This window comes from Streptomyces sp. NPDC059248 (assembly GCF_042753905.1).
GTDB lineage: Bacteria > Actinomycetota > Actinomycetes > Streptomycetales > Streptomycetaceae > Streptomyces.
In genome coordinates this window covers 111,443-131,453 of the sequence record NZ_JBHYZV010000008.1, presented here as the reverse complement: position 1 = coordinate 131,453, position 20,011 = coordinate 111,443, and the positions used below count along the sequence as shown (strand labels likewise).

General features: G+C 72.6%; 16 protein-coding genes. 9 read left to right on the top strand and 7 right to left on the bottom strand.

Annotated elements, in window-relative coordinates; all coding sequences use genetic code 11:
* Positions 1-41 precede the first annotated feature (41 nt).
* The gene (locus ACFXG1_RS05745; RefSeq protein WP_384741293.1) at positions 42-1,397 is read right to left on the bottom strand and encodes a M64 family metallopeptidase; all 1,356 of its coding nucleotides are present in this window, start codon (positions 1,395-1,397) and stop codon (positions 42-44) included.
* Between the two features lie 152 nt (positions 1,398-1,549).
* Here ACFXG1_RS05745 and ACFXG1_RS05740 point away from each other — a divergent pair, with 152 nt between their 5' ends.
* Entirely contained in the window at positions 1,550-2,890 is a 1,341-nt protein-coding gene (locus tag ACFXG1_RS05740; protein WP_384715171.1) for a tetratricopeptide repeat protein, read from the top strand.
* A gap of 22 nt (positions 2,891-2,912) precedes the next feature.
* Here ACFXG1_RS05740 and ACFXG1_RS05735 read toward each other — a convergent pair whose 3' ends face one another.
* Together ACFXG1_RS05735 and ACFXG1_RS05730 are read right to left on the bottom strand one after the other, a co-directional pair.
* On the bottom strand, positions 2,913-4,031 hold the full coding sequence (locus ACFXG1_RS05735) for an amidohydrolase family protein (protein ID WP_384715174.1): 1,119 nt from the start codon (positions 4,029-4,031) through the stop codon (positions 2,913-2,915).
* Between the two features lie 187 nt (positions 4,032-4,218).
* Positions 4,219-5,580: a serine hydrolase domain-containing protein gene (locus ACFXG1_RS05730; RefSeq protein WP_384715177.1), complete on the bottom strand. Its 1,362-nt coding sequence runs from the start codon at positions 5,578-5,580 to the stop codon at positions 4,219-4,221.
* Between the two features lie 140 nt (positions 5,581-5,720).
* Between ACFXG1_RS05730 and ACFXG1_RS05725 the strand changes: the two genes are divergently transcribed.
* On the top strand, positions 5,721-6,485 hold the full coding sequence (locus ACFXG1_RS05725; protein ID WP_384715180.1) for a PP2C family protein-serine/threonine phosphatase: 765 nt from the start codon (positions 5,721-5,723) through the stop codon (positions 6,483-6,485).
* Positions 6,486-6,503: 18 nt separating this feature from the next.
* Here the strand turns inward: ACFXG1_RS05725 and ACFXG1_RS05720 are convergent, their stop codons facing one another.
* Entirely contained in the window at positions 6,504-7,013 is a 510-nt protein-coding gene (locus ACFXG1_RS05720; RefSeq protein WP_384715183.1) for a protein phosphatase, read from the bottom strand.
* A gap of 397 nt (positions 7,014-7,410) precedes the next feature.
* Here ACFXG1_RS05720 and ACFXG1_RS05715 point away from each other — a divergent pair, with 397 nt between their 5' ends.
* Entirely contained in the window at positions 7,411-7,626 is a 216-nt protein-coding gene (locus ACFXG1_RS05715; protein ID WP_384715190.1) for a DUF397 domain-containing protein, read from the top strand.
* A gap of 210 nt (positions 7,627-7,836) precedes the next feature.
* Positions 7,837-8,748 (top strand): helix-turn-helix domain-containing protein, encoded by a 912-nt coding sequence (locus ACFXG1_RS05710; RefSeq protein ID WP_384715187.1) that lies wholly within the window; start codon positions 7,837-7,839, stop codon positions 8,746-8,748.
* Between the two features lie 39 nt (positions 8,749-8,787).
* Here ACFXG1_RS05710 and ACFXG1_RS05705 read toward each other — a convergent pair whose 3' ends face one another.
* Positions 8,788-9,600, bottom strand: coding sequence for an SAM-dependent methyltransferase (locus ACFXG1_RS05705; protein WP_384715193.1), 813 nt, complete (start codon positions 9,598-9,600; stop codon positions 8,788-8,790).
* 320 nt (positions 9,601-9,920) lie between these two features.
* Here ACFXG1_RS05705 and ACFXG1_RS05700 point away from each other — a divergent pair, with 320 nt between their 5' ends.
* From ACFXG1_RS05700 to ACFXG1_RS05680, 5 genes are all read left to right on the top strand, one after another.
* Positions 9,921-10,970: an iron-siderophore ABC transporter substrate-binding protein gene (locus ACFXG1_RS05700; protein ID WP_384741288.1), complete on the top strand. Its 1,050-nt coding sequence runs from the start codon at positions 9,921-9,923 to the stop codon at positions 10,968-10,970.
* Positions 10,971-11,029: 59 nt separating this feature from the next.
* Entirely contained in the window at positions 11,030-11,992 is a 963-nt protein-coding gene (locus ACFXG1_RS05695; RefSeq protein WP_384718090.1) for a FecCD family ABC transporter permease, read from the top strand.
* Entirely contained in the window at positions 11,989-13,140 is a 1,152-nt protein-coding gene (locus tag ACFXG1_RS05690) for a FecCD family ABC transporter permease (protein ID WP_384718084.1), read from the top strand. The genes ACFXG1_RS05695 and ACFXG1_RS05690 overlap by 4 nt, the downstream gene beginning before the upstream one ends.
* Before the next feature lie 224 nt (positions 13,141-13,364).
* Positions 13,365-15,836, top strand: a complete 2,472-nt coding sequence (locus ACFXG1_RS05685; RefSeq protein WP_384718086.1) for a SpoIIE family protein phosphatase — start codon at positions 13,365-13,367, stop codon at positions 15,834-15,836.
* 362 nt (positions 15,837-16,198) lie between these two features.
* Positions 16,199-17,449 (top strand): glycosyltransferase, encoded by a 1,251-nt coding sequence (locus ACFXG1_RS05680; RefSeq protein WP_384741283.1) that lies wholly within the window; start codon positions 16,199-16,201, stop codon positions 17,447-17,449.
* A gap of 72 nt (positions 17,450-17,521) precedes the next feature.
* Here ACFXG1_RS05680 and ACFXG1_RS05675 read toward each other — a convergent pair whose 3' ends face one another.
* Both ACFXG1_RS05675 and ACFXG1_RS05670 read right to left on the bottom strand, forming a co-directional pair.
* On the bottom strand, positions 17,522-18,415 hold the full coding sequence (locus ACFXG1_RS05675; protein WP_384723953.1) for a S41 family peptidase: 894 nt from the start codon (positions 18,413-18,415) through the stop codon (positions 17,522-17,524).
* Positions 18,416-18,593: 178 nt separating this feature from the next.
* Positions 18,594-19,430 (bottom strand): nitroreductase/quinone reductase family protein, encoded by an 837-nt coding sequence (locus ACFXG1_RS05670; protein WP_384741280.1) that lies wholly within the window; start codon positions 19,428-19,430, stop codon positions 18,594-18,596.
* Positions 19,431-20,011: the final 581 nt, after the last annotated feature.

Here is a 20,011-nt window from a genome sequence, read left to right as displayed (position 1 = left end):
GGGGGTGGGCGCGGGACGGGACACCGGGGCCGTGGGGCCGGTCAGAGGCGTACGGACCAGGTGACCGACGCCTTCATCGTCGCGGCGGTCTTCGGGTCGCGTACCGAGGGGGTGCGGTCCTCGGCGGTGACGGTCAGCCGGTGGGTGCGCAGATCGAGCAGGCGCGGGGCCAGTTCGGCGACCCTGACCTTGCTGCGGCCCGCGAGCCGGGGCAGTTCCTTGCCGTCGAGGTACCAGCGGACGGTCAGCCGGTGGCCGTCGGCGGCGGAGAGTTCGACGGGGGCGGCCTCGGCGGTGTGGCGGATCCGCAGGGTGCGGTCGGTGGGGGTGACGGCGGAGACCGGCTTGGCGTGCCGGTAGAAGCCGGCGATCATCGCCTCGGTGCCGGGGAGGTTGAACGGCTTGTCGACCGAGCGCATCATCGAGTTCTCGGTGGGCCGGTTGAGGCCCTTGACGAAGTAGCCGCCGCCTTCGTAGGCGCCGACGGTGCCGCCGTCGGGGGACTGCTCGCCGAGCCAGCGGTGCCACTTGACGCGCCGGTCGCCGATGGCGGCCGCGTCGAGGGTGGAGATGTTGCTGTCGGCGGGCTCGGGCCCGGTGTACTGCTCGTAGCCGGGGTAGCCCGGGTAGAAGTACTCGTCGGCGAGTTTGCCGAGGGAGTGCCCGGTCTCGTGGATGGCGACGAGGCCGGAGCGGGGGTTGCCCGCGGAGGCGGTGGCGATGCCCTCGTAACCGAGGCTCTGGCTGGGCTCGTTGTAGCCCGCGCCGCCGTACTTGGCGCTGTTGGCGAGGACGACGACGAGATCGGCCTCGGGCGCCTTCGCGGCGTAGCGGTCGACCTTGGTCTGGTCGACGCAGAGGAGCCGCTCGATGTCGCCGCACCAGAAGTAGGAGCCGATGGCGGTGTCGCGGACGGTGGCGCGGTCCGGGTCGCCGGTCACGCCGGACTCGTTGGAGACGGCGTCGACGGCCCAGACGTTGAACAGGCCCCGGTAGGTCGTGTACGGCTCGACGGCGGCGGTCTGCTCCCAGATCTTCCGGGCGTCCTCGTGGAACTCGGGCAGTTCGGCGGCGGTGTAGCCGTCGCCGAGTACGACGATGTCGAGCCGGTCGGCGGTGGTGCCGGTCCCCTCGATACGGGTGACGCGGCCGTCGGCCGCGGACTCGGCGGCCGACAGGCGGGGAGCGGGGCGGTCGCGGCCTTCGGCCGGGACGAGGGTATGGCCGGAGCCGGCGGCCTCGCCGTGCTCCGGGCCGGGTATCTCGACCTCGACCCGCGGCGGGACGGTCGGCCCGTCGGCCGCGACGGCGCCGCCGGGCGCTAGGGCGAGCGCGGCGGTGACGGCGGCGGCGACCCCGGCCGCCGTGATGGCTCCGCGCCTGATGAACGAGGGCATGCGGCCCCTCCCCTGAGGAAGTTAAGCAAAGCATTAAGTCCTATGAACGGCGTTCTTAAGTTAGGGCTCCGCCCGCGGCCCGCGCAATGGTCGCCGACGACGGATACTGGGAGTCCGAGCGATCAGGGGGGTTCGACGTGCAAGGCGGTTCGATGGACGATCAGGCCGGGATCGGACGCCGGGTCCAGCGGCTCCGGAAACAACTGGGTCTGACCCAGCGACAGTTGGCGGAGCCGTCGTACACACCGGCGTATATCTCCACCGTCGAGGCGGGCCGCGTCAAACCGTCCGAGGCGGCGCTGCGGTTTCTCGCCGAGCGGCTGGGCACCTCGGTGGAGGAGCTGACGACCGGGCGGCCCGCGCGGCTGGCGACGGAGCTGCGGCTCGCCCTCACGGACGCCCAGCGGGAGCTGGCGACCGGCTCCGCCGTGGACGCCGCGGAGCTGTTCGAGCGGCTGGCGGAGGAGGCCGGGCGGCTCGAACTCGCCGCGGAGCGGACGGAGGCCCTGCTGGGGCGTGGGGACTGCGCGCTGGAGACGGGGGATCTGGAGCGCGCCCTCGGGTGTTTCGAGGAGGCGGAGCGGCTGCTGGCCGGCGCGCCGCTGCCCCGGCGGGCCCGGGCCGTACGGGGCCGGGCTGTGGCGCATCTGCTCGCCGGGGAGCTGCGGTACGCCTGTTATCTGCTGGAGTCGGCGATCGAGGAGCTGAGTACGAGCGGGCTCGCGGACCCGGAGGCGCTGGTCCTGTTGTACGCGGCCGTGATCGGGCCGTATATCGATATGGGGGCGCACGCCCGGGCGGCGCACGCGGCCGAGCTGGCGCTGTCGCTGGCGCCGCGGGTGAACGATCCGGCGCTGGTGGCGGGGATGCACCGGCAGGTGGCCAGGACGTTCCTCGCCGAGGGCCGGATCGTGGACGCGGACGCGTCATTGGCGAAGGCGCAGACGATCTACCGGCAGTTGCGGCTCGGTACGGATCTCGCGCACTGCCACTGGATGCGGGGTTACGTCCACGCGCAGGGCGGCGAGCTGGCCCTGGCTGAGGAGGAGCTGCGGACGGCCCGGGACATGCTGCGGGCCCGGCGGGCGGCGCTGTTCACCGCGCAGGTGGAGGTGGAGCTGGCCGATGTGCTGCGGCGGATGGGCCGTTACGAGCAGGCGGCGGAGGTCGCGGGGACCCTGCTGCGGCTGGACGACCGGCACGGCGCGGTCCACGCGGGCGGGGCGCACCGGCTGCTCGGTCTGATCGCGGAGGAACGCGGGGAGATCGAGGCGGCGGAGGAGCACTATGTGAAGGCGCTGGCGCTGCTGGAGCGCAGCGGTGCCAGCGGCGATCTGGCGGATCTGTGCCGGTTGCTGGGGGATCTGCTGCGCCGGGCGGGGCGGGTGGAGGCGGCGATGGACGCGTACCGCACGGGTCTCGGGTACCGGGCGGCGCCGGGGACGACGACGCTGGGGCCGCCGCCCGCCGCTCCCCCGCGCCCGGAGGTGTGAGGGGCGGGGGCGCTGACGGGGTTCAGCGGGTCAGGGACGGCAGCAGCCGCAGGGCGTTGTCGCGGTTGATGCGCCGGCGCTGGAGTACGGTCAGCCCGCTCTCCCGGTCCAGTGCCGGTTCGGCAACACCGGTGATGGTGGCGGCCGAGGTGGCGGGCCAGTCGCTGCCGTACAGGATCCGGGTGGGGTCGGCGACGGTGAGCAGGGCGGAGGCGGCGGCCTCGCCGAGGGGGGCGGCGGTGTCGTAGTAGAAGCGGTGCAGGTGGTCGCGGACCCGGGCAGCGTCGATCTCCGGGGTGAGGAAGTGGGCGAAGGCTTCCATGCGAGTGGCGATATAGGGAAGGAAACCGCCGCCGTGCGGGAGGACGAAGGAGAGCCGGGGGTAGCGGTCGAGGGTGCCGTTGAGGATCAGGTTGACGGCGGCGCGGGTGGTGTCGAGGGGGAAGTCGCAGTAGAAGGCGGGGATCCCCGGGACGGCGGGCTTGGCGGGGTCGGTGCCGGGCAGTTCGTGGGGGTGGGTGTTGATCACAGCCGAGCGTTCGTTCAGTTCGGCGAGCAGCCGGTCGTGCGAGGGGTCACCGAGGTAGACGCCGCGGGTGTTGGCGCGGGTCTGGACGCCGACGGCGCCGAGTTCGTCGAGGCCCCGGGCGAGGGACCAGCGGGAGGTTTCGAGGTCGTCGGGGAAGACCGGGGTGAAGAAGGCGAACCGGTCGGGGTGGGCGGCGGTGAGTTCGGCGACGGCGTCGAGCGCGACGGCGAGGCTCTCCTTGCGCTGGGCCGGGGAGGCGAAGCCGCGGACGGGCATCGCGGGGCTGACGACCGCCGTCGCGATGCCCGCCCGGTCCATCAGACCGAGGGTGGTGTCGAGGTCCCATCGGGTCCACCAGGGCAGTTGGGCGGGGTCGACCAGTCCCGCGCGTTCGGCCCAGGCGAGCCAGGCGGGGGCGGTGTAGTGGTGGTGGACGTCGATGCGGGCGGCGCGGGCGTCGGCGCCCGGGTAGCCACCGGGCGCCGGCGCGGCCGGGGCCGGGGCGGTGAGTGCGTCGGCCCTGGCCGGATCGGCGACGGTCGCGGCGGCCGCGGCGGCGGGGGCCATCAGAAGCAGTCTGCGGCGGCCCACGGCCGGGGTCTCGTATGGCATGTCCGTACCCTGGTCGGTGAGGGGGAGTTCGGATCTCCCACTGTGGGCCGGGGCCGGGCGCGCGGGCTCCGGCACACGCCGGTACCGGGGCGGGATCGCTCGAATGCGGGTGCGACGGGGCCGTGGTGGGGGCCGGGCGGGTGATCTCGCGGCCAGGCCGGTTTCGTACGGCTCCGGGGGCGTCGGGTCAGTCGGTGCCGGTCGCCGGACTCGACGGCGACGGCTGGTCGGACGGCGACGCCGACGGTGACGGTGACGTAGAGGGTGACGGTGATGTGGAGGGTGATGTGGTCGACGAAGGGGCGGTGCCGGACGGGACGGTGTAGACGTGGTCCGGGGAGACGATCCCGGTGACCGCCTCGGCGAACAGGGTGCTCGGTTCCGTACCGTCGTGGAGGATGTCCGTATTGAGGACGATGACCATGGTGGCCCGGGCTTCCGGGAGGTAGACGGTCACGGACTCGTACCCCGGCAGGGATCCGTTGTGGCCGATCCAGCCGTGGGTCTCGAAGATGCCGAGCCCGTAGGAGAGACCGGGAGCGATGTCGGAGCGGTCGTCGAGCCGTTCGGCCTGGGTCGCGGGGGTCAGCAGGGTGCCGGTGGCCAGAGTGCGGGCCCAGCTCCGCAGATCGTCCAGGGTGGAGATCATGGCGCCGGCGGCCCAGCCCCAGGAGGGATTCCAGTCCGTGGCGTCCTCGACCTTCCCCGTCGCGGTCTGGTTCGTATAGCCGTGGGCGTGCGGGCTGGGAAATTCCGCCCCGACAGGAAAGAGGGTGTCGTTCAGACCGGCCGGGTCGAGCACGTTCTGCTGGATGAAGCGGTTCAGCGGCTGGCCGCCGACCTTCTCGATCACCAGGCCCAGCAGGATGAGATTGGTGTTGCAGTAGTCGAACTTCTCCCCCGGCGGGAACAGCACCGGGTGGTCGAAGGCGTAGTCGAGCAGCTCCTGCGGGCTGAAGTGCCGGGTCGGGTCGGTGGTCAGGGCCTTGAAGAAGCCGTCGTCCTCGGAGTAGTTGAAGAGGCCGCTGCGCATGCCCGCGAGCTGGCGCAGGGTGATGGTGTCGCCGCCCGGGACCCCGTCGACGTACTTTCCGATGGGGTCGTCGAGCGCGACGTCGCCGCGGTCGACGAGTTCGAGCAGGGCGGTGACGGTGAAGGTCTTGGTCTCACTGCCGATCCGCATAAACAGATCGGACTCCATGGGGGTGCGGGGCGACTTCTCGGCGACGCCGAAGGAGCGGACGTAGCTGCCCTTGTCGGGGGCCCACAGGCCGACCGTCACTCCGGGTACCGATGTCTCGCGCAGTACGTCGCCGATCGCGTCGTCGAGCCGCTCGGCGACGGACGCGTCGAGTTCGGCGAACGCGTCGGACGACGACGACGGTGGTGGTGGTGGTGTGGTGACGGCGGGGGCCGGTGCGAAGGCGGTGGAGACGGCGGCGGGCGCGGGGGCCGCGGCGGCGAGGCCCGTGGAGGCCGGTACGGCCAGCAGTCCGGCCGTCGCGGCGGCCACCGAGGCGGCGCGCCATCGCAGTGGCGAACGGTTCACAACGGTCCTCCTGCCGGAACAAGGGACGACTTCCCCTAATTTAGGCCCGTTCGGGTGAGGCCGCACGGCGGGGCCGCGGGCCCGGCGCCGCGGGGATTGTCCGGTCCTGCGGGGCCCGGATCGGACACAATGCCCGTTCGATGCCTTCTCTCCCGCCGTCGCCGGCTGCCGCGCTCCCCTCGTCCTGTCCCCGCTGCGGGGGCCCCGTCGCCCCGGACGGCCACTGCTGGGACTGCGGCCATGTCCGGCCCGGGTTCCGTGCCCGGCTGGAGGTCGCCGTGGCGTCGGGGGCGGCGGGCGTCGGTGACCGCGGTCTCCGGCGGGAAATCAACGCCGACGCCCTGGCGCTGGCGGCGGGCCCGTCCGGGGAGTGGACGGTGGGGGTGGTGGCCGACGGGGTGTCGATGGCGCCGCGGGCGGAACGCGCGGCGCGGATCGCCGCGGACACGGCCGCCGCCGTGGCCGGCCGGCTGCTGACGGCCGGGGAGCTGCCGGAGTCGGCGCTGTACGAGGCGCTGCGGCGCGCGGGGCGCGCCGTGACGGCACTGGCCGCCGGAGCGGGACCGGCCCCGGCGACGACCTGTGTCGTGGGCGCCGTGGGGCCGGTGGCACCCCTGACCCGGGACGACAGCGGGCGGCACGAGGCGCTGACGGCGTGGTTGGGTGCGGACGCCGGGGAGTGCGAGCCGGAGGTGGTGGGGCGGCGGCCTCGGGAGGCGGGGCGGCTGATCCTGTGCTCGGACGGGTTGTGGCGCTGTCTCGCCCGGCCCGGGGAGTCGGGCGTACCGGCGGTACGCCCGCGCGCGGACACTCCGCTCGACGACGCGCGGGCCCTGGTGCGCTACGCGCTGGACGCGGGCGGCGAGGACAACATCACGGTGGTGGTGATCCCCGTGACGCCCTGAGCGCGTGCGAAAGAGGCCCTAACCCCGGAGCCCGGTCAGGAGGCGGGCGACGTCAAGACCGGTGGTCAGGTAGTTCCTGAAGGTCGCGTTGTTCAAGGCCCAGGGGGATCGTCTCTCTTGAACGCGTTGGATCGCGGTGGCGGCTTGGTGGCCCTGTCGCATGAGTGCCTGCGCCACCACGAGGCCGGAGCGGTTGTAGCCGGAGTGGCAACGGACGAGGGTGGTACGTCCCTCCTGCACGGCGCTTGCGGTGATGTGCGCGAGTCGCTGCACCGCGCCGATCTGATCGGAAGTGAGCGGGGCATCGGGGATCTCGGCGACAAGGTGCTCGATGTCCGGCCCTGGCCCGTGACCGGATCGGATGAACAGGCTGACGACCAGGTCGAACTCGCCGCCGACGAAGACCGGGCGGAGCTCACCGGCGGGATCGGTCCAGTAGTGACCGCCCATCCACAGCCCCGGCACGATCTCGTCCCAGGGCGCTCGGGGTCCTGGCATGTCGCGGTCGCGCTGCCGTGTCCTCTTCACGAGGTCCTCCTCTCCCGCAGAAGGATCAACGGGGCACCGGGGCGGGGACGTTCCCCGGGGCGATCGCTCGGGCGGGCTGCTCTCGCCCCGGGGGTTCAAGGGCATCTGGGGCAGGACGGTGGAGGTTCCGGTTCCGTGGCGGGGGCGGGGCGGCTGTCGTGGCGGGGGCGGGGGCGTGGGGCGGTGCGGGCAGGGGGTTCGCCCTGGGTCGTACCGCCCTGAACACCGGATTCGCTGACATCGCGTCAACAGCGTTACGAAGGACGAGCATGTCGGCGCCGTTCCCGCGCATGCAATTGCAGCTGGGATTGCATTCCGGTTTCGCGGCATTGGAGAGTGGGACGACGGAACACCCGTACGAAGAGGGGCTCTTGCAGTGGAACGGATCTTCAACGGCATGCGGGCGACCGCGCTGCCCTCGGTCACCTGGACGAAGAGCAGCCATAGCAACGCCACGGGAAACTGTGTGGAACTGGCCGTGCTCCCCGGGGGCGCGGTGGCGGTACGCAACTCCCGCGACCCCCATGGACCCGCTTTGATCTACACCCGGGACGAGGTCGCCGCGTTCGTGGCCGGCGCCCGGGACGGCGAGTTCGACACGATGATCGGCTGAGCGGACCGGGCAGGAGTGCGGGGGCCCTGCCCGGGCGGGTGCCGATAGTGGATACTGGGTTTCTTTCCTTCTCGTTCGGCCACCGGTTTCCCGGTCGCCTCTCGACACTCATTCGCCGTTCATTTCCGCCGCAGCCGTCCCGACCCTCTTCTTCAACGATCTTCGGACCTCGTCACCGCTCATGTCTTTCCCGCGCCGCAGGAGCACACCATGGCAGCAGCCGATCCCCACGAGTCGTGGTTTCTCCGGCCCCTGGGGACCGTGGAGAAGAATCCCACGGCGCTCAAGCTGATCCTCGGCGGAAAACTGCGCGAACTGCGGCTCGCCGCCGGGCTCGACCCCGCCGATGTGGACGCCCGGCTCGGCTTCTCCCGGTCGAAGACCAGCCGGATCGAACTCGGCCGGCACGGCTGCAAGCGGGCGGACGCCCTGGCCCTGCTCCGGTTGTACGGGGTCGGGGGCGAGGAGCGCGTCGACGAGTTCATCCGGCTCGTCGAGCAGTCGCACCGGCCGGACTGGTGGCGCTCGTTCAGCGATGTGCTCTCGGACTTCTTCACCCCGCTGGTCGCCCTGGAGGGCGCGGCCGAGCGGATCCGGACGTACGAGCCCTTCTACGTCCCGGGGCTGCTGCAGACCCCGTCGTACACCCATGCCGTGATCAAGGCGGGGCCGGGACGTCTCCCGGCCCGGGAGACGGAGCGCCGGGTGGAGCTGCGGCAGGAGCGGCAGCGGCAGCTCGAACTGCCGGACGCTCCCCGGCTGTGGGCGGTCATCGACGAGTCGGTACTGCTCAGGACGGTCGGCGGGCCCGCCGTGATGCGGGCGCAGCTGGAGCATCTGCTGGCGCTGATGGAGCGGCCCCGGGTGACGCTGCAGATCGCGCCGCTGGACGTGTCGGCGACGATCGGCATCGGGACCGGGGTGACGTTCCTGCGGTTCGCGCTGAGCGATCTGAAGGACGCGGTGTACATCGAGCATCTGACGGATTCCACCTTCAGCCAGAAGCCGGCGGTCGTCGAGGAGTACCGCACGATGCTGGACCGTCTGGGGGCGTGCGCGCTGACGCCGGTGGAGTCCGCGCGGATGCTGCGCCGGCAGCTCGGGGTCCTCTGGGGGCGCTGAGCGGTTGCCCCAGCCCGGTCGCCGGCCCGGGGCGGGCGGTCAGCCGATCCGGGCCACGCCGCCCCACTCGAGCCACTCGTCGGTCTGCTGCACCGGCGCCAGATCGCTGTCGGGGCGCCAGGTCGACACCTCGACCAGGCCGGGTTCGAGGATCTCGAAGCCGTCGAGGAAGGCGCGCACCTCGTGCTCCTCGCGGACGCGGCCCCAGGTGTCACCTGTGACATCGGCCATGAAGTCGGTGACGAACCGGCGGATCTCGGGCCGGTCGCTGACGAGTTGGCAGACGACGAGGAAGCTGCCGGGCGCCAGGTGGTCGGCGACCCGCCGCAGCAGGGCGCCGGGGTCGCTCCGGTCCGGGACGCAGTGGAGGACCGAGACGAAGAGGGCGGCGACGGGCCGGCGGAAGTCGATCAGGCGGCGGGTCTCCTCGTGGCCGAGGATCCCGTCGGTGTCCCGCATATCGGCCTGGATGACGGCGGTGTGCTCGTTCTCGTCGAGCAGCGCCCGGCCGTGGGCGAGGACGATGGGGTCGTTGTCGACGTAGACGACGCGGCTGGCGGGGTCGACCGCCTGGGCGATCTGGTGGACGTTGTCCTGGGTGGGCAGCCCCGAGCCGTGGTCGAGGAACTGGCGTATGCCGTAGTCGCGGGCGAGGACCCGGACCACCCGCTGGAGGAAGCGCCGGTTGTTGACCGCGAGCACGCGGGTACTCGGGGCCTGCTTCAGCAACTCCTCACTCGCGATCCGGTCGGCCTCGTAGTTGTCGCTTCCTCCCAGGTAGTAGTCGTACATCCGGGCCACGCTCGGCACCGTGGTGTCGATGGCGTCCGGCCGCCACGACGTGGTCTGCATCCAGAACTCACCCGCGTCCGTCGAGAGCATGAGCGGTCGGCGACCATCGTAGGGACCGGCCGGGGATGGTGCAGTCGAATGATCCACCCCTGTCGGGCCGCTCCCCCGCGCCGGCGGTACGGAACGCGTCCTCCCCGCTTCCAGGCCGCCCCGGCGGTCCGGACGGCACCCCGCCGGACCGGGCGCAGACGACGTTTTTCGGCCAGAGTTGAACATCAAGACAGCCTTAGCTTAGGCTTACCTAACTCGAACACGCTTCCCCCACGGGTCGGCGCCGTTCGCGCATCACGCTCCACACGTCGACTCTTTGAGGAACATCCATGCTCGGGTTCACCCGCGTGCGCCACCGCGCGCTCGCCGCCGCGGCCACGGCCGCCGCCGTCGTCCTCACCGCCGGTGGCTGCTCGAAGGAGAGCGACGGCGAGAAGGACTCCGCCGCGTCCTCGGAGAAGAGCGGCGGCGCGTTCCCCGTCTCGATCAAGAGCGCGCTCGGCACCGCGGAGATCAAGAAGGAGCCGAAGCGGATCGTCACCCTGGGCCAGGGTTCGGCGGAGACCGCGATCGCCCTCGGCACCACCCCGGTCGGTATCGAGAGCTACCCGTGGGGCGCCGACAAGACCGGCTACCTCCCCTGGATCCACGAGGCCGTGACCAAGAAGGGCGAGAAGCTGCCCAAGCAGTTCACGGGCGGCGAGGAGCTGGACACCGAGGCGATCCTGGAGCTGGACCCCGACCTCATCCTCGCCCCCTGGTCGGGCGTGACGCAGAAGCAGTACGACGTCCTCAAGGACATCGCCCCCACGGTCGCCTACCCGGACCTGCCGTGGAGCACCAACTGGGACCAGCAGATCGAGATCGTCTCCAAGGCGCTGGGCAAGCCCGACGAGTCGAAGAAGCTGATCTCCACGATCGAGAAGCAGCTCGCCGACGCGGCGGCCACCCGTCCCCAGTACAAGGACCTGAAGTTCTCGTACGTCTACAACACCGGCCCGGGGACCCTCGGTGTGTTCAAGCCCGAGGAGCAGCGGGTCAAGATGGTCTCGTCGCTCGGTCTGACCGTCGACCCGGTGGTGAACCAGTTCCCGGAGACCAAGGGCACCGACTCGGCGCTGATCGGTCTGGAGAACGCCGGCAAGCTGAAGGACAGCGACCTGCTCTTCACCTTCTACACGGACGAGAAGAACCGGCAGGAGATCGAGAAGCAGCCGCTGTACGCGGGCATCCCCGCGGTCGAGAAGGGTGCCGTGGTCGTCGGTGACAACAACTCCTTCGTGACCGCGTCCTCGATCATCAACCCGCTGACCGTGCCCTGGACGATCGACCGGTACCTGCCGCTGATCGACAAGGCCGTCACCGCCGCGAAGAAGTAGGGCCGCACCGCCACCATGGCCACGATCTCATCGGCACCGCCCGGCGGGTTGTTGCCGGGATGTCCGCGGGGCTGCCGCTGCTCGCCCTCGCGCTCTTCGCCAGTGTCATGTTCGGCAGCCGTACGACGTCCTTCGGCGATGTCGTCGACGTGCTGTCGGGGACGGCCGACGCGCAGATCACCGCGGTCGTCGAGAGCCGCTATCCGCGGACGGCGCTCGCGGTGCTCGCGGGTGTCGCGCTCGCCGTCGCCGGAACCCTGATGCAGGGCGTGACCCGGAACGCGCTCGCCGAGCCCGGACTGCTGGGCATCAACGCGGGCGCGTCGGCGAGCATCGTCACCGCGACCGCCTTCCTGGGCGCGACCGGCAGTACGGCCGCCATGTGGTGGGCGCTGCCGGGGGCGCTCGCCGCGGGGGTGCTGGTCCTGGCGATCGGCTCGGGCGGCTCCGGCCGCGGTCAGGTGCGGCTGGTGCTGGCGGGCGCCGTCCTCACCGCCGTACTGATGGCCTACATCCAGGCCGTGACCCTTACCAAGCCGCAGGTCTTCGACAGCTACCGCTACTGGGTGGTCGGCGCGCTCGGCGGCCGTGACTTCGACATCTTCTGGGCCATGGTGCCGTTCGCCGTCACCGGTCTGGTGCTCGCGCTGCTCCTGGCCCGGGGACTGAACGCGCTCGCCCTCGGCGACGCCACGGCCGCGGCGCTGGGCGCCCGCCCGTGGCTGGTGCGCTCCGGCGGGCTGGTCGCGGCGACGCTGCTGAGCGCGTCGGCGACGGCGGCCGTGGGTCCGATCGGCTTCATCGGGCTCGCCGTCCCGCATGTCGTGCGGGCCGTCGTCGGTGTCGACTTCCGCCACCAGATGCTCTTCGCGTGCGTCGCGGGCCCCACGCTGCTGCTCCTCGCGGATGTCGTGGGGCGGGTGGTGATGCGGCCGCAAGAGCTGATGGTCGGGGTCGTGACCGCGTTCATCGGGGCGCCCGCGCTGCTGGTCGCGGTCCGGCGGATGAGGGGGAACGCATGACCGCGCGACGGACGACGACGGTACGAGGCGGTACGGGTCCGGTGGCCGGCCAGCGGGAGCCGCACAAAGCCGACGAGGCGGCCGGGACGGGCAAGCCGGGCGTGCCGCAGCGGGCCGGGCGGCCCGGGGGGCTGATCCGGCTGGGTCCGGTGGCGGTGGCGATCCGGCCGCGCCTCGTGGTCGTGGCGCTCGGACTGCTGGCGCTGACCGCGTTGGCATCGGCGGCGACGCTCTCCCTGGGGCGGCTCGGCATTCCCCTGGCGGAGCTCGGTTCGGCGCTCTCCGGCGGCGCCGAGGGCCGTGACGCCTTCGTCCTGGAACGGCTGCGCGGGCCCCGGCTCGTCGTGGCCCTGGGTACCGGCTGCGCCCTGGGGCTCTCCGGCGCGCTCTTCCAGTCGGCCACCCGCAACCCGCTGGGCAGCCCGGATGTGATCGGGGTGGCCGCGGGGGCGGGCGCGGGCGCGTCGACCGCCGCGCTCTTCCTCACCGGGACGGTGCCGGTGCCCGTCGGGGCGCTCGTCGGGGCGGTCCTCGCGATGGCGCTGGTCTATGTGTCGACGGGTACCGGGTTCCGCAATCCGGGGCGGCTGGTGGTGGCCGGTATCGGGGTCGCGGCGATCTGCCAGGCCACGACGCAGTACGTCGTCTACGCGATGGAGCGGGACAACGCGTCGGCGCTGACCGCGTACATCAACGGGAGTCTGTCGTCGCGGTCCTGGGACGACGCGACGACGATCGGACTGGTCCTGCTGGTGGCCCTCGTGCCGCTGGCGCTGCTCGCCCGGCCGCTGGGCGCGGGAGAGATGGGCGACGACATCGCCCAGGGGCTGGGGGCCGAACCGCGGCGGACCAAGACGGGTGCCGTGGTGCTGGCGATCGTGCTCGCGGCGGGAGCGGTCGCCGTGGCGGGGCCGATCGCGTTCATCGCCCTGACCGCGCCGCAGGTCGCCAAGCGGCTGACCCGGCTGCCCGGCCCGCATCTGCTGCTGTCGGGGCTGACGGGCGCACTGCTGCTGGTGCTGGCCGATCTGTGCGCGCAGCAGCTGCCGCTCTTCGAGAACCTGCCGGTCGGTATCTACACGATGGCGATCGGGGGGGCCTACCTGGGGCTGCTGATTCTGGGGGAGCGGCGCAAGGGGAGGCTCTAGCCTCGCGCCGGGCGCGTCCCGCTGGGGGGGCGGGGGCGCGTCCCGTCCCCGGGGCATCGAGTTGTCGGGGTGTCGGGCGGCGCTTGGATTCGCTCGGCCCTCGGCAACCGGGCGGGGGCACTCGTGGTAAGTCTCCCCCCGTGCGGGCCGGGCACCATAGAGTGGGCGGCCACGGCGGGGGCCGTGGCACTGAGCAGGCCGTGGCTTTGGGGGCGATACGGGCCTTGACCAGGCAAGACTTTGCGTTCTGCGGGGCCGGGTGCGCGGCTGTGTACCTGCTGGGCGAGGACGGGGACCGGCTGGTTCTCGCCGAGTCCGCCGAGGCGCCGGGCGCGGGATACGAGCTGCCGCCGGTGTTCCGGCTGTCCGCCCGCTCGCCCGTGGCCGAAACGTTCCGTACCGGCAGACCCGACTGGCTGGACCCCGCCGCGCTCGCCGCGCGTACCGCCGACGACTCCGCCGGGAACGGCGGTACGGAGTCCTTACCGGACCCGCCGGGCGACGGGCTGCGGGACCGGGTCAAGTTGTGGCCCGACGGGACGTCGCTGGCGGTGCTGCCGCTCGGCGGGCACGCCGGACGCCGCGGGTGTCTGGTGGTGGCGGGGGTCGCGCCCGAGGGGTTCGACTCCGACCGGCGCTTACTGCTGGAGCTGTACGCGGACCAGGTGGCGGCCGGGGTCGAGGCCTTCCAGTCACGGCTGGTGCGCCGGGGCGAGCCCGTGCCGGACGGGGGTGCCGGACTGGTGCCGGTGCGCAGCGGGTCCTTCGCGATCGACCTCGACACCGGGGCGATGACAGCCGACGACCAGATGCTCGATCTGCTGGGGCTGCCGGACGGGGAGTTCGACGGACGGGCCACGACCCTGGTCGCCTGCGCGGTGCCCGACGACGTACCGGCGCTGATGTCGGTGGTGGAGCCCGGACTGTGGTCGTCGGCGGAGCGCCAGCTCGCGTTCCGGGTCCGCTGTCTCAGCGGTGAGCTGCGCTGGCTGGGGCTGCGCTGCCGGATCCTCCCGGCGCCCGACGGCGCCCCGGGCCGGATGCTCGGTGTCGTGGCGGACGCCTCCTATCTGCGGCCGAGCGCCGACGAGGTCTCGCGGGTCCAGCGGCTGTCGGCAGAGCTGGCGGGGGCGACGACGGTCCGGGAGGTGAGCGAGACCGCGGCGGCGGCGCTGCGCGCCCCGCTGGGCGCCACCCGGCTGGCGGTGGCCGAGGTGGAGGCGGACCGGTTGTTCGTGACCCTTCTCGATCCGCCGGAGCCGGACGCCTGGCCCGATCTATGGCGCTCGCAGTGGCGTTCGGAGTGGCCCGACGCGTCCAGCAAGGCGCTGCCGACGCTCCGCCGGGCGCTGCGCGACGGTACGGTCACCGCCTGGCTGCCGGGCGCCGATCTGGAACCTGGGCTCCTCGACATCGGGCCCGGCGGTCTCGCCGTACTGCCGTTGCAGGCCGACGGCCGGGTGGTCGGGGTCTGTCTGGTGGGGTGGGACGAGGAGCACCGCTTCGTCCCGGAGGAAAGGTCTCTGCTGACGGCGTCGGCGAGCCTGGTGGGCCGGGCCCTGACGCGGGCGCACGCCCTCGACGCCAGGACCGAGCTGGCGCGGACCCTGCAGCGGAGTCTGCTGCCGCGCAAACTGCCGGAGCTGCCCGGCGGTCGGGCCGTCGCGCGCTATCTGCCCGCCACGGTGGGTCTGGAGGTCGGCGGCGACTGGTACGACGTGATACCGCTGCCCGAGCACCGGGTTGCCCTCGTCATCGGCGATGTGCAGGGGCACAGCGCGGAGGCCGCCACGATCATGGGGCAGATGCGGACCGCGATCCGGGCGTACGCGGTCGAGGGTCATCCGCCGGATGTGGTGCTGGGGCTGGCGAACCGTCTGCTCACCGGCATGGAGACCGATCTCTTCGCCACCTGCTGCTATGTGGACCTCGATCTGGAGGAGGGGACGGCGCTGCTGGTGCGGGCCGGGCATACGGCGCCCGTGCTGCGGCACCCCGACGGCGCGACGGACGAGATCGAGGTACGCGGCGGGCCGCCGCTGGGGGTGCTGCCGGAGGCGCAGTATCCGATGACGGAGGCCGTGCTGGAGCGGGGCACGGTGCTCACCCTGCTGACGGACGGCCTGGTGGAGTCGGCCCGGCTGCCGCTGGACGACGGGATGCGAAGGCTGCGGATGCTGCTGTCGGCGGCCGATCCGGTGGATCTGGGGCGGACCGCCGACGAGCTGCTGACGAACGTGGAGCGCCGCGACGACGATGTCGCGCTGCTGTTGCTGCGGTACGACGGGACGGCCCGGCGCCCGCTGCGGGCCCGCTGGCCGGTGTGGCGGCTGCCGGACGCCGTCGTGCACGCCCGTCGCTTCACGGAGCGTACGGCGCGGTCCTGGGGTGTCATGGGTGAGCTGGACGTACCTCTGCTGATCGTCTCGGAGCTGGTCACCAACGCCGTGTCGCACACCCGGGGCCGGGTGCGGCTGGATCTGACGCTCAGCGGGGACCGGTTGCGGATCGCGGTCAACGACGTGTCGCCGCGCGCGCCGGTGCGCCCGACGGCGCTCGATCTGGAGGCGACGGGCGGCCGGGGGCTGCTGATCGTGGGGGCGCTGGCGTCGGCCTCGGGGTCGTTGCCGTTCGCCGGGGGCAAGCAGGTGTGGGCGGTGACGCGGGTCGAGGCAGGTGGGACGGCGACGAGTTGACCGGGTGGGGGCCGGGGCTGTCGTACGGGACCCGGTTCGTTCCGCGCGACGGTCGCCGCCGTCGCCCCGGTCGTTGACGCCGCTGCCCCGGTCGGCCCGTCGCCGGGGGGGCGCCTCCGGCGTGGTGGCCTGAAGGCGTCCACCGTGGTACGGGGTGCGTCCCCCGCGCCGGTACGGTTGCGGCGCCGTTCAGCGGAACGGGGCGGTCCGGCCGGGGGGCCGGATCGCCGTCGACCGGGTCCCGGCAAGGATCGCCAGGCGTGTGCCGGGGTGCCGTACGGACCGTCGCACCGGGCCCGGAGGTCGGCCGGATCCTGCCGTGCCGGTCCTCGTGGCGGATCGGCCAACGGCATACTGCGATCATGCGTGTGGCGCTCATGACGGCGGGATCCCGAGGCGATGTGGCCCCCTATACAGGGCTGGGGCACGGACTGGCCCGGGCCGGGCACCAGGTGACCCTGGTGACGCACGAGCGTTTCGCGCCGCTCGCCGAGGCCGCGGGCATCGGCTTCCGCGGACTGCCCGTGGATCCCCGGGCCGAGCTGGACTCGCCGGCGGGGCGGGGGCTGCACCGCAGCGGTACCGGCGTCGGGAAGCTGGTCCGGATGGTGGCGCTGGCGCGTTCGGTGGCCGGGGATCTGACCGACGGTCTGGTGGCGGCGGCCGAGGAGAGCGACGTCCTGCTGCTGTCGGCGGCGGTCGCCCCGCTGGGGGTGGCGATCGCGGAGGGTCTGCGGCTGCCGAGCCTCGGGGTCTATCTCCAGCCGCACGCCGTCACCGGGGAGTTCGCCCCGCCGATGACCGGGACGGGCTCCTGGGGACGGCCGGTGAACCGGCTGACGGCGCGGGCGGTGAACGCGGCCGTGGACGCGGTGTTCACGGACGCGGTACGGGATGTAAGGGCCCGGATGGGGCTGCCCGTCAGCGGGTCGCGGGCCGCCCGGCGGGCCAGGGAGCACGGGAACTGGCCGGTCCTGCACGGCTTCAGTGAGCGGATCGTGCCGCGGCCCGCCGACTGGCGGCCCGGGCTGCGGGTCGCGGGCTATTGGTGGCCGTACGATCCTCCCGCGTCCGCCCTGCCCGCCGAGCTGACCGCCTTCCTGGCGGCGGGGCCCCCGCCGGTCTTCGTGGGGCTGGGGAGCGCGACGACACCCGATCCCGCGCGGGTGAGCGCGATCGTGGTACGCGCACTGCGGGCGGCGGTTCTGCGCGGCGTGATCCAGTCCGGCTGGGCGGGGCTGCGAGCCGACGGCGACGACCTCCTGACCATCGGCGAGCTGCCGCATCACACGCTGTTCCCGCACATGGCGGCCGTCGTCCACGCCTGCGGGGCGGGGACGACGGCGGCCGGACTGCGGGCGGGGGTGCCCGCCGTGCCCGTGCCCGTCCAGTTCGACCAGTCGTTCTGGGCGGGCCGGCTGACGGCGCTCGGCGTCGCGCCGGCCGCCGTACCGCTGCGGCGGTTGTCGGTGCCCGCGCTCACGGCGGCGCTGCGGCGGGCCACGGGCGACGAGGGTCTGCGGATCCGCGCCGGGGCGCTGGCGGCCGCACTGGCCGGGGAGGACGGGGTGGCGCCGGTCCAGGAGGCACTGGAAACGTACGCGACACGCTGAACGCCTCTTCCCCGAGGGCCTCGCGGTGCTCCCCCGGCCTCGTGCGACCCGGGCCTCGGGCTTCCGGTACGGCTACGCCCCCAGATGCTCCAGGGCGGCCTTGATCGCCGTGTCGAGTGCCTGGTCCGCCGGGACGTGGATGTCGGGGACCACTCCGATGCCTTCCCAGTTGGTGCCGGTGACGCTGCTGACGGTTCGGGCGGTCGGCACGGTCACGAGGATGTGTTCGGTGATCGGGTGTCGGGCGGTGGGGTGCGCGCCGCCGCGTGTCGTCTCGCCGACGAGGACGGCCCGGCCGTGTGCCCGGAGGGTGTACGCCACGTCCTCGCCGCCGGAGAAGGTGATCGAACTGGTGAGTGCGTAGACCGGGCGGTCCGTGTAGCGCGGCGCGGGAAGGTGCGCGGTCGTCCAGAACTGGCGGGTGGTGCCCGTGGTCCGGTCGTGGATGTCGTTGAGGTGCACCTGGTCGTCGTGGAAGAAGTAGCTGCACCACATCGCGGCGCCCTCCGGTGCTCCGCCACGGCATTCGCGCAGGTCCACGATGAGCGCGGAGCTGTGCGCGACCAGCCGCATGGCGGCGCCGATCGCGTCGGCGCCCTCGTCCGCGTACGCGATACGGCGGATGTCGATGAGCCCGATGTTCCCGTCCAGCCGCTCGACCCGGCGGATCCCTTGGTTCTCCGCCCTGAGCAACTCGATGAACGCGGCCCGTCCCTCATCCGCGTCCGCCGGAGCCAGCGAGTGCGGCCGGTCCGTCCAGAGCAGTCGCAGATGCTTGTCCGGACAGACCTCCTGGAGGTGCGCGGTCACCGTCTCGCAGAGGGACGGCCCGTCCAGGTTGTCGTAGGCGCCTTCCGCCAGACGGCGCCGGATTCCGGCGTCGATGTCCGCGGTTCTCCCGGGAAAGACGTATCCGGTCTCGATACGGCTCAGGGCCTGGCTGATGATCTGTTCGTTTGTCGGCATGGCGGCGGATCGTAAACCGGCGGACAGCTTCATGACCAGTGGATTTCGATACGGGTCCCGGGCCCGGGCGGTCGAAGGTCCGGGCCGCCGGCTGATCGTCCCTCGGCACGCCGGTCCGGCGCCGTACGGTGCGCGGCCCCGGAGCCGGGGGGCGTACCGTACGGCCCGGATTCCGGCCCTACCGGTCGAAGAGGGGGATCAGCTGCGCCTCCTCGTACGCCAGATGGGCCTCCAGCTCGGCGGCGAGCCGGTCGACGTCGGCGAGGGTGGCGCGGGCGTCGGCGGCGGGTTCGGAGACGGTACGCCGGAGCTCCGCCAGCAGCGCGTCGATCTTCTTGTGCTCCTCGGCCAGCCGTGCCATGACCGGCGCCGTCTCCGGGTACTGCTGGGCGATCATGGGGAACATCCCCTGGTCCTCGCCGGTGTGATGGTTCCGCAGCCCGGCGCAGAGGGCCAGGCAGTTGATCCTGAGCTGGGCGCCGAGGCTCGCGCCGGAGGCCTCGACCTCGGCGCGGATCAGGGCGATCTCGCGCCGCAGACCGTCGTGGATACGGGTGAGGACACCGCCGAAGGTGGTCTCGCCCGAGACATTGGGCGGGCCGTCCTCGATGGCGAGGAGGGAGACGACGGGGATCACGCGCGTGGTGCGGGCCTGGTACTCGGCCCAGCCGTCGTCGCTCTCCACGGCACGGGCGAAGGCCCGCTCGCGTTCGTCGCCGCGCAGGACGACGGCCTCCGCGTCGTAGGTGAAGGTCCCGTTCTCCACGGTGACCCTCGGATGGGCGACGAGGTTGTGGTACCAGGCGGGGTGCCGGGGGGCGCCCGCGGCGGAGGCGATGACCAGCACTCGGCCGTCGTCGTCGGGCAGATAGCCGACCGGGGTGGTGTGCCGGGCGCCGCTGCGGGCGCCGGTGGTGGTCAGCAGCAGGAGCCGGGCTCCTTCGAAGGGGCCGCCGACCTTGCCCCGGTTGGCGCGGAACTCTTTGATGACGTTCTGGTGGAAATCGTCGGGCATGCTCTTCTTCCGTGTGATGCGTACAGGACGCCCCGGCGGTTCGCACGGATCGGGACAGGACCGATCGGCGCCCGTCGCGGGGGCGGTGGGGATATACGAGGAAGAAGAGATGCGGCGGGGCTCGTGCCCGCCCCGGCCTCACTCGGAGGCCGGGCTGCCTTTGTGATCGTGGCGCGAGGCCGACCCGGTAGTCACGCCGGTGACGTTATCCGACGGTCCCATCGCGCAGCAATGTCTTTTCGTCACACCGGTGATGGGCCGCTGACGGCCGTGCCGCCGCTGATGGCCGTCCCGGGGGCCGGGCCGGACCCGCCGGGGCCGGCCGTGCCCCGTGTCGCTCCAGGGGCGAGCACGGCAGCACTTTTCAGCCAGCTCCTTACATCGCACATAAGCGCCATATCGCCTGGCTTCACGCCGCCGCCGGGCGGCGTCACGGGCCACCGGGCCCACCGGAGACGTATCGCCCCTCAGGGGAAGACCAGGTCAGACGGTCGGCATCACGCATCCGGGCGCGGCGCCCGGCAAGTGGCCTTTATGAAATGACCCTGCGGAATATGAAAGGCCGTCAATTGATCGCGCGC